This window comes from Cognataquiflexum nitidum (genome assembly GCF_022538055.1).
Classification (GTDB): Bacteria; Bacteroidota; Bacteroidia; order Cytophagales; family Cyclobacteriaceae; genus Cognataquiflexum; species Cognataquiflexum nitidum.
The window spans coordinates 36,881-50,090 of the sequence record NZ_JAKZAM010000021.1; the positions used below are offsets into that span (position 1 = coordinate 36,881).

At 40.8% G+C, this 13,210-nt stretch carries 9 protein-coding genes; 7 read left to right on the forward strand and 2 right to left on the reverse strand.

What is annotated here, in order from left to right; genetic code table 11:
- Positions 1 to 208 precede the first annotated feature (208 nt).
- Positions 209 to 1,195, forward strand: coding sequence for an NAD-dependent epimerase/dehydratase family protein (locus tag MMU07_RS14420; protein WP_241126579.1), 987 nt, complete (start codon positions 209 to 211; stop codon positions 1,193 to 1,195).
- 399 nt (positions 1,196 to 1,594) lie between these two features.
- On the opposite strand, the gene MMU07_RS14425 is transcribed toward MMU07_RS14420, so the two are convergent.
- Positions 1,595 to 2,212 (reverse strand): hypothetical protein, encoded by a 618-nt coding sequence (locus MMU07_RS14425; RefSeq protein ID WP_241126580.1) that lies wholly within the window; start codon positions 2,210 to 2,212, stop codon positions 1,595 to 1,597.
- A 390-nt stretch (positions 2,213 to 2,602) separates the two neighbouring features.
- Here MMU07_RS14425 and MMU07_RS14430 point away from each other — a divergent pair, with 390 nt between their 5' ends.
- The 6 genes from MMU07_RS14430 (at position 2,603) to MMU07_RS14455 (ending at position 10,321) form a co-directional block, all read left to right on the forward strand.
- Positions 2,603 to 3,214, forward strand: coding sequence for a hypothetical protein (locus MMU07_RS14430; RefSeq protein ID WP_241126581.1), 612 nt, complete (start codon positions 2,603 to 2,605; stop codon positions 3,212 to 3,214).
- Between the two features lie 60 nt (positions 3,215 to 3,274).
- Positions 3,275 to 3,844 (forward strand): hypothetical protein, encoded by a 570-nt coding sequence (locus MMU07_RS14435; protein WP_241126582.1) that lies wholly within the window; start codon positions 3,275 to 3,277, stop codon positions 3,842 to 3,844.
- 536 nt (positions 3,845 to 4,380) lie between these two features.
- Positions 4,381 to 6,243 carry a tetratricopeptide repeat protein gene (locus tag MMU07_RS14440; RefSeq protein WP_241126583.1) on the forward strand — a complete coding sequence of 621 codons (1,863 nt, stop codon included), beginning with the start codon at positions 4,381 to 4,383 and terminating at the stop codon, positions 6,241 to 6,243.
- A 128-nt stretch (positions 6,244 to 6,371) separates the two neighbouring features.
- A complete protein-coding gene (locus tag MMU07_RS14445) occupies positions 6,372 to 7,268 on the forward strand; it encodes a hypothetical protein (protein ID WP_241126584.1) in 897 nt (298 codons plus the stop codon).
- Positions 7,269 to 7,328: 60 nt separating this feature from the next.
- Positions 7,329 to 8,006: a hypothetical protein gene (locus MMU07_RS14450; RefSeq protein WP_241126585.1), complete on the forward strand. Its 678-nt coding sequence runs from the start codon at positions 7,329 to 7,331 to the stop codon at positions 8,004 to 8,006.
- A gap of 443 nt (positions 8,007 to 8,449) precedes the next feature.
- Positions 8,450 to 10,321, forward strand: a complete 1,872-nt coding sequence (locus MMU07_RS14455) for a CocE/NonD family hydrolase (RefSeq protein WP_241126586.1) — start codon at positions 8,450 to 8,452, stop codon at positions 10,319 to 10,321.
- 215 nt (positions 10,322 to 10,536) lie between these two features.
- Here the strand turns inward: MMU07_RS14455 and MMU07_RS14460 are convergent, their stop codons facing one another.
- Entirely contained in the window at positions 10,537 to 13,173 is a 2,637-nt protein-coding gene (locus tag MMU07_RS14460; RefSeq protein ID WP_241126587.1) for a DNA gyrase/topoisomerase IV subunit A, read from the reverse strand.
- Positions 13,174 to 13,210: the final 37 nt, after the last annotated feature.

Sequence of the window (13,210 nt, forward strand, 5' to 3'; positions counted from 1 at the left end):
TGCAAATCCTGTAAGTTAATTTCTTGAAATACAATTCTTACCTCCCTTAAATTGCTATAGTGTGGTCTAGACTGCCATCTTCCCGATTTTTAGGGTTCATTATTCCAAAATCCGTTTTCAAAACGCATTAAAATTCCAAATCAATTTCGGTTATCATACAATGTGGGTTAACTTGCTGTATATAAGTTAATTCTTAACCACTATTGACATGAAATCTCTTATCACAGGAGCATCGGGATATTTAGGGCAGAGGCTGGCAATGAAGCTTGCCGAAACAGGTGAGTCAGTACATGCCATGATCCGAAACCCCAAGGCTGTCAAGACCTTGGAACATCCCAACATCAAGATTTTTTATGGTGATGTTTTGGATGATAACAGCATCAAAACAGCCATGGAAGGCTGTGATACCGTTTTTCATGTTGCTGCCTTGGCAAGAGTTTGGGCAAGGGATGCAGATGATTTTTATAACATAAATGTAAACGGGACGGCCAATGTCATCCGTGCCTCCCAAGAACTGAATATTTCAAAATTTATACTGACAAGTTCAACTGGCACTATCGGACCTTCGCTGAACCTTCCCAATAATGAGGAAACCCCAAGATGGAGCAGTTTCAACAACGATTATGAAATCAGCAAATCAATGGCAGACAAGGAATTGTTGAAACATGCCGCTAACGGATTTCCGGGATTGATTGTCATGCCATCAAGGATTTTTGGCCCCGGGATAGCTTCCCCAAGTTCCGGGGTCAACAGGATCATAATAGGTTTCATCAAAAAAGGATTTGCAGTCATTCCAAAGCAAAGCGGGGTTATCGGAAATTATGGATTCATCGATGATATCGTCAACGGACATATTTTGGCAAGAGATAAGGGAGCAATAGGAGAAAAGTATATCCTTGGAGGGGAAAATAGGACTTTGGGAGAACTGTTTGAGGCAATAAAAAATCGGGTAAACAAAAACGGATTGATTTTGAAAATCCCTGTGTGGCCTCTGTCTTATTATTCGATGTTTTCCCAATTTTTGGCAGATCGATTTGGGATCGAGCCAAGAATCACCCCTGACCTGGTCAAGCGATTAGGTCAAAACTCCGCTTTTGACTGTTCCAAGGCAATCTCACAGCTCGGGTATCACATTACCCCATTTGAGGAGGCGATTGAAGCAACTGTCCGATTTTTAACCAAAGCACAAGACTGAAAAATCACTTTGTCATGATTACCAGAGCAATATGAAGAGTTGGTAAAATCCTTGGCTGTAGAATCTGTCAAAAGCGCTATGGGCCATTTTTGGCAGCTTTTCCAAATACAGGGTTGCCTGTTTTTTGTGATCTTGTCAAATCTAATTTTAGGATTTATGCAGACTTTTTTGTCTAGACCTGCACAATGCTCAAGTTTTTAAGGACCTATTCAGGAGGATAAAAAAATAAAAGTATCCGATTTTTACTCTTAAAAACCATGCAAGTGTGGGAGGAAATTACCAGTATTCCAATATGAAATTTTATAGATGCCTACGATGTAAAAAGTAAAGCCAAAAAAATACTTTAAATGATCCCTGAAACCGGGACAAATTTTATAGAGAATAGCTATCGGGAGAAAATTAGAGGTTGTCCAGATAACCTAAAAGATTTAGGAAACAAGCAACAGAAAACGGTGTAACCTGCATTTCATCCATTTTGGCCAAATAGATATCACGCACCTCTTTGTATCTGCTTGGATTGTATAATTTGGCTAAGGCTATGCCACGTGAAGACCTGTAGGTAAAATTTTGGGTTACAATGTTTCTATCAGGATCTTCATTGAAAAACCTCTCCAATTTAACTCCTTTGGAATAGCTGTCCATCCAAGGAAACCCGTCTTTGACAAGGAAGTCTTCTACTTTTTGGATTACAGAATTTATCTCCATGTCATTTTCCAAAAAATACCTCTTTGGCATTTTAGGATCAATTTTATCCAAGGTTTCAACCAAAGTGATGCTCCTGTCTTTGTAATCCCCAAGTGTCGGCAAGAATTTATGTATGATGGATTCAACAAGATCAAACCTTACCCCCAGATGGTACTCCAAATAAGAAGCATCATTGAAGTGGGTATGATGAAAGAAAATGATCTGCTTTCCTTGATTTGTGGTTTTAGAATAATGAAGCTGTTTCTTTTCCAAGCTGAAGCCGAAATCAGCAAGGAATTCCTCATGCAACAATATCATTTCTTTTATTTTCATGGATTATTCCAATTTTATATTTGATATAACGATTAATGTGATCTTGTATTATAAACTTTTTTATAATATTTATGTTTCATTTTCAAGTGAATTCCAAATGGTCTGTCTGATATAAATCTTAGCAGGCTTATCACTTAAGTATTGAAACTGAAATACTATTTCTAATTTTGAGAGGATTGAAAATCTTAAATACAACATTTACACTCGACCAAAATGCAACGATCGTATTTTTTATGTATGTAAGATACAAAAATTAGACCATTTTCATTCTTAAGAATAAAAAAAATTATGTATTGGGTAAATATTAGTGATGAAAAAGTAAATAAACTGCTTTCCTTTTGCACAAAAGCAGATTTTAATTTTTCTTATAATACATTCAGGAAAATAATATTGGTTAAAAAACCCCAATCTTCTGAGGAAATAAAGATCAGGCATTCAATTCAAAGTAAGTTTTTGATAGAAGATAATTCCCTTCAATACCAGGATTTTCAGAATCTGGTTATTGTCTCCATAAAGTCAGGAATGGCGGTTACAGCTTTTTATGAAAATGGCCAATTGACAGACCATAAGGTATTTAGGGCATATATGGTCCGGAAGAAACAGGGGAAAAGCCAAATCAAACATTTAAAAACCAAAGGAAAATCAAGAGCTGGTTCAAGAGTTCGGCTACAGGAGACTTTGGAATTTTTTGAAAACATCAACGAAAGGCTTCAATCCTTTTTTGAAGAAAATCGGGTAGACCTTATAGCTTTGGGCTGTTCTCCTACTTTAGTCCCATATTTTTTCAACAGTAAAAAGGCCACTCCCTTTGAAAAGTCAGATCCAAGGATATTCAAAATTCCTATACATGTTCCTTCAGCCACATTTGAAAATATGGAAAAAACCTATCGCACTATTTCTCAAACCAAAATATGGGTAGATCACAATAATGAAGTACTGCTGCGCCCCTATCTAGCACAAGTATTTCCCAAACTAGAGGAGGACAGTGGGGAAGATTGGTAAGGCCTAGGATTAATTTCTTGGAACAGTTATTGGGGTAAATCCGAAAAATTTACCCTTGATATGTATAAAACAGTTCTCATTTTGTTTATCTGCATACAGTCTTTTTTTGTTCAGGATATTTTTGCACAGCGCTATGGCAGTGCATTGGGCCTAAGGATGGGCAATAACTCCAATGGCAGGACAATCGGACTTTCCGGACAACAGCGTGTCTTTAAACACGTTACTTTGGAGGGTATTGTTCAATCGGATTTTGATAGAAACACGACCTTACATTTGCTGGTGCAAAAGCATAAACCTATCATTTCCAAGGGTTTTAATTATTATCTAGGGGCGGGAGTATCTTCAGGGTGGGAGGAAAGTTTCGTCAAAATACCGGAATCAAACCAAATCATCCATACCTATGGCAATCCGACCACTGGTGTAGACCTTGTAGGCGGGATAGAAATGACGCTTGCCAATACAGTCATTTCTTTAGATTACAAGCCAAACTTTAACCTTTCGGGCAGGGAAGAATTTTTGCGTAGTCAAGTGGGTATTTCCGCCAGGATTGTCTTGGTCAAAAGCAAAGAACAGGATAAAAAAAGAAAGAAAAGGCTAAGGGAAAAAAGAAAATCAAAGCGGAGGAAGTAGGCGGTTGACGAGGTGAATAAAGGATTTAATTGTTTTATTGGTATTAGAGGTTTTAATTGTTATTGCTGAATTAAATCTTGAATCTTGTGGATAAATTTGAATCTTGGAGCTTTTTCGTTATTGGGTTTTCAGATTATGGACAGGCAGGGATGAATTTTTTCAGGTGAGAAAGGTTGCACTATCCCTTACTTTGGTACTTCTTACCTCTTACTTTAGTATGGCTTTGCTAGGAAGAATGCAGTTCGGTTAAGAAAGTTTGACGGCAAGGAAGCAATCAGGCACTATCAACGACCTTGTTGTTTTCCAGAAATGTGTTGTGAGTTAGAGGTAAAATCCAAGAAATCTCTCCTCCAATTTTTATATTGATGTTCTAAGTTCTTAGAAAATTCTAAACTAAATTTTAGTTTAGTCTGTTTGTAAAGGTTTTTGGATATTAAAAGATGTGATTTGCTAGGCCAACTTAACTATTGTATGGTTTGAATTATTCTTATTTTCGACTATATTTTAAGAATAATTGAAATCTGAAAAGAGAAATTATGAATTGTCCGTGTTTTTTTGGTTTTATTTGGATGCTACTCCTCTCCCCTATACTTGAGGCAAAATCCCAAAATTCAGACAGCCTGCTTGCGGTCTATCATTCCAGTGAGGAAGGGCAAGCAAAACTCTCGGCACTTCACCAATTGTTCCTTTCCTACCTTAATAATGATCCGGCTAAAGCGGGCCTTTACGCCAAAGAGCAACTTTTGTATGCAGAAAGTATAGGTGACCTGCTTGGGATAGGTATGGCAAATTATAATTTTGGGGTACTGTCCAACAACAGAAATCAGTTTGATTCTGCCGCCTTTTGGTACAAGAAAGCACTTGGATATTTTGAAGAAGCCGAAAATCCTGAAAAAATAATCCTTGTCAAGTATGGCCAGGCAATTCTTGCATATTATGATGGGGATTACCCTGCTGCTTTGGATCTGTTGGAGGATAATGTCCGTTTGACTCTAGAGACTCAGTCTGATTCATCAGGATTAGGTGATGAATACCATATGATTGGCATGGTAAGTATGCGGCAGGGTAATTTGAATATCGCCCTTTCAAAAACACTCCGGGCAGTTAGAATTTTTGAAAAATCCCGAAATCAGGTGGGTTTGGCAGATGCTTACAACACCCTCGGTGGTATAGAAAGCAGTTTGGGTAACTTCAATAAATCCATTGAGTATAACCTGCTTTCTCTGAAAATATATCAGGAAAGTAATGACAAACTGTATGAGGCGCAGGCATTGAATGATATAGGTAACAGCTACTATTATCTAAAACAATATGATGAAGCTATTTCCCACCTGATGCAGAGTGCGGACCTTTCTCGACAACTTGAATTTAAAGACTTGGAAGCAACCGCCTATACCAACCTTGGTAAAACCTACACTGCCAGGAAGGAATATATACAGGCAATTGAAATTCTCTTAAAAGGGCTAAAACTGGTAGAGGAAACAGAAACACTTTTAAAAATCGTAGAAATCTGTAACGAACTTGGTAAATGCTATCAAGGGCTCAATAGATTCGATACCGCCATTCAATATTTTGATCGCTCTATTGAGCTGGCAGGAAATAATGGCATACTTGAAGCATTGAGCAAAGCCTACCTCTATCGGTCGGTTTCCAATGAAAGTGTCAACAACCTAAAGGATGCCTATGAGGATTATAGAAAATATGCAGCACTAAAGGATTCTATTTTTAATGTTGCTAAATCCCAACAAATTGAGGAGTTACGCGCAATTTTTGAATTAGAAACCAAGGACAATGAAATCCAGATTCAGCAGAATTCCATTCAACTTCTTGAGCAAGAAGCACAGATTGCCTCTCTCCAAAAAATACTTTTGGGTTTAGGTTTGATCGCGATGGCATTGGTCGGCGGTTTTGGATGGTATGCTTTTCGGCAGAAATTCAAAAAAAACGAGGTTATCAGGAAACAGATGGATGCTGCCCTACATTATAAATCCAGAGAACTCACTACCCAAGCCCTGCATCTTGCCAAAAAGAATGAGACTCTTGGTATTTTAAAAGACATTGCCCAAAAGGGAAAAGAAAACGAAAACCCGGAAGTATATCACAAGTTGATCCAGACGATCAGTGCTGACCTCAGAGAAGACAAGGGTTGGCATATATTTGCAAGTTTTTTTGAAGAGGTTCACCCGGATTTTTTTTCACGTGTAGCTGCTGCCTGTCCCGGTCTGTCACCCAATGATTACCGCCTGATGGCATTGATTAAGATGAATCTTTCCTCCAAGGAAATCGCCAATATCCTTTGTATTTCCATTCCCGGGATCAAAAAAGCCCGTCAACGGCTCCGAAAAAAGTTAGGACTTGAATCAGGAGACTCGCTTGAAGAGGCTATAATTACACTTTAACCGATCTTTTAACTGATTTAAGTTACGAGTATACCATTTGTCCCCCCTTGTTTTTTAGCTTTTCATTGGGTTTTGAATAGGTTTGATTTTGTCAGTTTTGGCATTTTCAACCTTTTATAAAGCTTAACATGAAAACAAAAATTTTGGCGTTGCTCCTCGGAATTGGATTTCTTCTTTTGTATTCCTGTAAATCGGATCAGGATATCGCGCCGGATGGACCGGGCGAAGTGATTGCAGGGAACGGCATTTCTCCGGAAGACTTGGATCCATTTACCGGAGAAATAGGAATCATCATCAATGCACGTTCCCTCGCACAGCGTGGACGTTTTCCTAAAGAGGCCGTGGTTAGTGTAAAGGCACCTTCGGGCACCCTGAAAGAGACAATACCTTTAGACCCATTTGCTTATATGGGCTTGCTTAAGTTCCCGGTAGATGGTATTTCGCAGGATCAGGCCAAACAACTCACTGACGGCGTTCCGGTAGAAGTCACTTTGAAAGATGAGGCAGGTGAGGACATCCTTACAAACCACAACTTGGGAACGCTTTCTTTCCTTGCCAATCCTACACCCACAAAAATAGAAACCAACATCAATGAAACCTTTGATTTTTCTACTCTGATGATAAATGAAGGCACCGGAGTCTATTTACAACAGGTTAATTCAAATGGAACACCTTTGGAAGCTGGGGTCAGGTGGTTTCGTCAGTCTGCCACAGCTGAAATGACTGTTAGCGCAAATGATTTTATGGGAAACAAACCTGATTTTGTATTCCAGTTGACACCAGTTCCCGAGCGACGAAACAATTTTTATATCCAGCTAAAGAGCAACGGGGATTATTTTAGTTTTACCAGGCTCCCATCAATTAATTCAATCCCATTGGTTATTCATACTGCACCGAGAAAAACAACCCGCAAAACCTTGAACGGGCTTTCTTTTGCTGAAAGGACCAATTATTTTTTCCAGCTTTTTAAGGTGAGTGATGGCGTATATCGCTTGCTTACCCATGATGGGAAGCGGGTAAAATAGGCTGCCGGCATAGGACTTACGCTTGATTATCCCGGTGCAAAGGATATTTTCTTCCGGGTTGTGGCCAAGGAAGTAAACTGGAATGTGCAACCTATCTCCGCCTCTGTCGTAGAACCCATTTTGCCAAAAGCCACTTCAGGGTTTGGATTCAACAGCACCCTTACCAATTGTAGCGGAGGAGAATTGCAGCAGACTGTAGGTGCGGATTTTAGTGAGTCTCGAACGACCACCACAGCTTGGACTGAAACAATTTCTGTAAATACCACAAAAATAGTTTCAGTTTCTTCTACTGTTGGGGTTTCCATCAATGCACCATTTTTTGGTGCTGCATCGACATATAATGCCTCCGTGACTTCGGGATTCGAGTGGTCCCATTCCATCACGGCCACATCTTCAACCTATGATTCCGAATCATTTTCCCAGACGGAGACCTATTTTTCAAGCAGGGTAATCACTGTTCCTCCCCGAAAGGCATCACTCGTCTATGATGCCTACCAATATTATTCAGATGTAAGGGTGAACTATGTGAAACGGATGAGAATCTCGGGGAAAAATGAAGGAGGTAGGTCCCTCTCCGGCCAAGAGATCAGTACCTTGTTTAAGATTTCAAGATTTAATGGTGTGATCAATGCCGTAGAGGATAATTCGATCGTGGTAACCCTGCTTGGGTATTTTGTTTTGGACAAATTTCTTGAAACCCAAAGTAAAGTTCAGGAAGTCCCTGCAAAATGTGATTAAAACATGCAGGAGGCTAAAAAAAATTTGTTTTGTAAGGGATTTGATGGGTCGTGGTGAAGATAGAATTAACATTTCGGTATGGAAGATTTTCATCCTTAGAAGATTCACGAACGATCGCAACAGTTGTTGGGACACAAAGCTGGATACTTATCCCCGAGAGGTGGTGTAGAAAAATTCTTTGTATGAATAAAAATTAGAAAAGCTTCTTGCACAGGGTAATTAGTGTTTTGCTCTTCCGCGTGTTGACTGTTGGCCAAAGGCGAAAAAATTGAAAGATTTATCTTAACATTTCTGTGATGCTACCAAGATTTCGCCGCGAAGTGGTGGACTAATTGTCGGTTAGGGCTACAAAAGGATAAATTCTTTCCACTAGAATAAAAAAAATGACCTTAAACCGACTTTTTGATTAATTTGAGTTTTCAAAAGAAAATATTCAAATGACAATGAAAAGGACATATTTATTCTTTCTTCTAGTTTTTCTCCTGCTGGGAACAAACAGTTTTGCACAGGAAAAATCAATCTTGGCCCAACTGGAAGAAATCTCCATCATCGACCAAAAAGTCATGATGCCCATGCGAGATGGCGTAAGATTGGCCACGGACATCTATAGACCCAAGACTGCACAGCCTGTTCCGATTATCTTTTCAAGGACTCCTTACAACTTCAACGCTTACCGAGATGGAGAACTGCAGGAACGAAGTCTTCAGACTGCTTTAGAAGCCGTAAAGCGCGGCTACGCCTATGTCGTTCAAAATGAGCGCGGGAGGTTTTTCTCTGAGGGTGAATGGGATATCCTCGGCACGCCTTTGACAGATGGGTATGATGCCTTTACCTGGATGGCCGCTCAGCCTTGGAGCAACCAAAAAATCGGGACTATCGGCTGTTCTTCCACAGCAGAATGGCAGATGGCAGTAGCTTCTTTGAATCACCCTGCCCATGTGGCTTTGGTGCCACAGGCATTTGGTGCAGGAGTTGGCAGAATCGGCAATTACTATGAGCAAGGAAACTGGTATCGTGGTGGTGCGGGACAGATGCTGTTCACTGCCTGGCTTTATGGCACCCAACATGACCCCATGGCGCCAAAATTGCCGGAAGGAATTTCCCAAGAAGATTTGTTGAGGTTGCAAAAGTTCTATGACATGGCCCCTAGGTATCCAAAGGTGGATTGGAAAGTGGCCCTGAGTCACCTACCGGTACTGGATATCATCAAAAATGTGAATGGCCCTCGGGGGATTTATGAGGAAATGATTACAAGAAAGCCTAACGATCCAAAATGGTATGAGGGTGGATTGTACCATGACAACATGGAGTTCGAAAAGCCCGCTTATTGGTTTGTCTCTTGGTATGATGTATCTACAAGCCCTAACCTTGCGATGTACAACCATATCAGGACCAATGCCAAAGACCCTAAGGTCAGCGACAACCAATACTTGGTGATTGCCCCTACCCTCCATTGTGCGTTTACCAGGGCGACTGAAAACACCATCGTGGGTGAAAGAAGCATGGGTGATGCCAGGCTTCCTTACAATGAAATGACGTATGCTTGGTTTGATTATTGGCTCAAAGGTGAGACAAAAAAGGAAATGGCCAAAGTGACTTACTTTACAATGGGTTCTAACAAATGGCAAACTTCCGATACTTGGCCACCCAAAGAAGCGCAAATGACGACTTATTACCTGAATAGCCGCGGCACAGCCAATACCCGAAATGGTGATGGCATTTTGACCAAAAAGAAACCCGGCAAGGACAATCCTGATACATTCCAATACGATCCCATGAATCCTGTGACTTCCTTTGGAGGCAATGTCTGCTGTACCGGCAATGCGGTGCAAGGCGGTTCCTTTGACCAACAGGAAATGGAGCTTCGGGATGACATTTTGGTCTATACCTCTGAGGTTTTGGCTGAAGGCATGGAAGTCAGCGGATTTATAGAATCTACCCTCTATTTGTCTACCGATGTAAAGGATACTGACCTCACTATCAAGCTGATCGATGTCTACCCTGATGGTAAGGCCTACAATCTGGATGAAACTATCCAAAGGGTGCGATACCGGGAGGGATATGAGAAGGAAGTTTTTATGGAAAGCGGAAAAGTCTATCAGGTAAATTTGACTCCCATGTCTACTTCTAATTACTTCGAAAAAGGGCACCGGATCCGGATTGAGGTTTCCAGCTCCAACTTCCCGAGATTTGATAGGAATATGAATACTGGTGGGAATAATTATGATGAAACAGAGGGGGTGATTGCTACCAATAAGATTCACCACTCAAGCAAATATCCGAGTAGTGTAAGTTTGCCGGTAATGAAAAAATGAGATAAGAATTGCTGAAGTCGGGAAGTAAGGAAGTTGGAAGTCAGGAAGTTTGAAAGTTCGAGGTGAGAACTGTGGTGGAATTACGATGACAGTTTGGAAGTAAGGTATAGAATGGAAATAAGGAATGAATAATTCTCAATGAGTTAAAGAAAATAAAAAAAAAGGCACAAAAGATGAGTTTCTTTTGTGCCTTTGGTATTAATAAAAAAACGAGATCAGAACAAATCGAGTTGGTCTTTTTCGTCTTCGTCTTTTTTGATTTTGAATTCGATGGTTCTTCCGATTTCTAAGTCTTCCTCCCCTGCTTGTGTATCTTCTGGAGTTTCAGCAGCAATTTCGGTTTCCTCAGGGATTTTGGCAGTGCTTTCTATCAGTGAAACTTCCAAAACCGGATAGGAAGACAGTTTGTTACCTATAGCTTTCCATCCTTTGACATCTATCAGGATATCGAGGTCAAACTCTTGTTCCTCTTTTTCTTTACCTTTCTGAAGGACTGCTTTGACCTGTGGTTGCTTATCGGTAGAGACAATTTTTAGGAATGATTGTTTGTGGTCGGAGATGATGTTGAATTTCTTGTTGATGGTGGTGGTTTCGATCAGGAAGCGCTTTACAAAAAAGGATTTACTTCCGCCATCAAGATAGACTGCTGAAATCACTTTTTCTGGGTCAAACTTTTGGATCAATACCACCTCATTGGCTTCATAGCGGTTGGTAAGTTCAAAGGTTGTCAACTCATAATCCCCGTTTTTGTAGAATACGATTATCCTGTCTTCACCAAGGAAATTGCCTATTTTACGGCCTCTTTGGTCGGTATTGAGCCTGCCGATAGAGGCATCGAAATAGATATCTAGCCCCCCTAAGGTGGAAGTTCCTGCCATTTTCCATTGGATTTTTCGGACAGGATATTTGGTCAGAATATTACCTCCTGCAGCACGTCCTTTGATCTCAATGCTGCTAAAGTCAAAGTCAAAGACTTTGATTTTGGCTTTGGCTCCTTGGGTAAGGTAGATGGTGATGACTTCTGCCTCGCCGTTTGGATTAGCCGTCAGGTACAATACTTTGGAGCCTTTGGTCCCTTTGGTCAAGTCATATTCCCGGTCTCTCGTAACTCCGATGACCTGAAAACGCTTCACCATAGCCTTGCCGGATTCACCATCCAAGTAGACCATATTGTATACCATGCGTTCGTCTCCTTTACGGAAGATGGCGACATGGAGAATGTCTTTGCCCACAAATCCCTTTTCCTGGATTTTGGTCACGACACAATTGCCATCCCTTCGGAATACGATCACATCGTCCAAATCAGAGCAATCGCATACGAATTCATCCTTCTTTAATCCATACCCAACAAATCCGTCTGTATTGTTGACATACAGCTTGGCGTTATTTGCAGCGACCACAGTGGCCTGAATGGTGTCAAATGCCCTGATTTCGGTTTTTCTTTCTCTTCCTTTGCCATACTTATCCAATAAATTTTGGTAGTATTGGATGGCATATTCAGTCAAATGCCTCAGGTGGTGATTGACCTCTTTCAGCTCTTCCTGCAGCCTTCTCATAAGTTCGTCAGCTTTGAAAGCATCAAACTTGGAGATACGCTTTATTTTTATTTCTGTTAGCCTGACGATGTCTTCGGTGGTGATTTCCCTGTAGAAATCAGGCTTAAAAGGTTCTAGACCTTTGTCGATCGTTTGGATGACGGCATCCCAGGTTTCGCATTCCTCAATATCCCTGTAAATCCTGTTTTCGATGAAGATTTTTTCTAATGAGGAGAAAAGCAATTTCTCCATCAGTTCTGCCTTGCGGATTTCAAGTTCCTTTTTGAGGAGGGCTTTGGTCTGCTTGGTATTGTATTCCAAAATGTCATTGACAGAAAGGAAAACAGGTTTATCGTTGATGATTACACAGGCATTGGGAGAGATGCTTACTTCACAATCCGTAAATGCATAAAGCGCATCTATGGTCATGTCAGGAGACTGTCCGGGAGCCAATTGGATCTGTATTTCTACATCTTTGGCCGTATTGTCGACCACTTTTTTGATCTTGATTTTTCCTTTGTCATTGGCTTTGATAATGGATTCAATCAAAGAATTGGTTGTGGTACCAAACGGTATGTCTTTGATCAATAGGGTTTTATTATCTTCTTCCTCAATTCTAGCTCTGACCTTTACCCTTCCCCCTCTTATGCCTTCGTTGTATTCGGAAAAATCCGCCATTCCTCCTGTAGGGAAATCCGGCAAAATATGCGTCCTTTCTCCCCTGAGAATCTGAATGGATCCCAAGATCAGTTCACAGAAGTTGTGCGGGAGAATTTTGGTAGAAAGGCCTACCGCAATACCTTCCACTCCCTGGGCCAATAACAAGGGAAATTTTACCGGAAGGGTTACAGGTTCTCTTTTTCTGCCATCATAGGAAAGCTGCCATTCGGTGGTCTGTGGATTGAAAACCACTTCCAAGGCAAACTTGGACAACCTCGCTTCAATGTATCTTGCCGCTGCTGCACCATCACCTGTTCTGATATCACCCCAATTGCCTTGGGTTTCGATCAAAAGGTCTTTTTGCCCCATGTTAACTATGGCGTCCCCGATGGAAGCATCGCCATGGGGATGGTATTGCATAGATTGACCAATAATGTTGGCGACTTTGTTGAACCTTCCATCATCCATTTCCTTCATGGCGTGCAGGATACGTCGCTGTACAGGCTTGAGGCCATCTTCAATCGCCGGCACGGCACGCTCCAGAATTACATAGGAGGCATAATCCAAAAACCAGTCTTTGTACATTCCTGTTACAGGGATGGATTCATGTAGGCTTCCGTCTTTTCCTTCCGGAGTTTCGTTAATTATATCGCTCATGCTATATTTTGAAATATGAGATGGGCACTATGCCATC

Coding starts and splice junctions, on each gene's coding strand:
- MMU07_RS14420 (WP_241126579.1), top strand. CDS start 209: ATGAAATCTCTTATCACAGGAGCATCGGGATATTTAGGGCAGAGGCTG.
- MMU07_RS14425 (WP_241126580.1), bottom strand. CDS start 2,212: ATGAAAATAAAAGAAATGATATTGTTGCATGAGGAATTCCTTGCTGAT.
- MMU07_RS14435 (WP_241126582.1), top strand. CDS start 3,275: ATGTATAAAACAGTTCTCATTTTGTTTATCTGCATACAGTCTTTTTTT.
- MMU07_RS14440 (WP_241126583.1), top strand. CDS start 4,381: ATGAATTGTCCGTGTTTTTTTGGTTTTATTTGGATGCTACTCCTCTCC.
- MMU07_RS14445 (WP_241126584.1), top strand. CDS start 6,372: ATGAAAACAAAAATTTTGGCGTTGCTCCTCGGAATTGGATTTCTTCTT.
- MMU07_RS14455 (WP_241126586.1), top strand. CDS start 8,450: ATGAAAAGGACATATTTATTCTTTCTTCTAGTTTTTCTCCTGCTGGGA.
- MMU07_RS14460 (WP_241126587.1), bottom strand. CDS start 13,173: ATGAGCGATATAATTAACGAAACTCCGGAAGGAAAAGACGGAAGCCTA.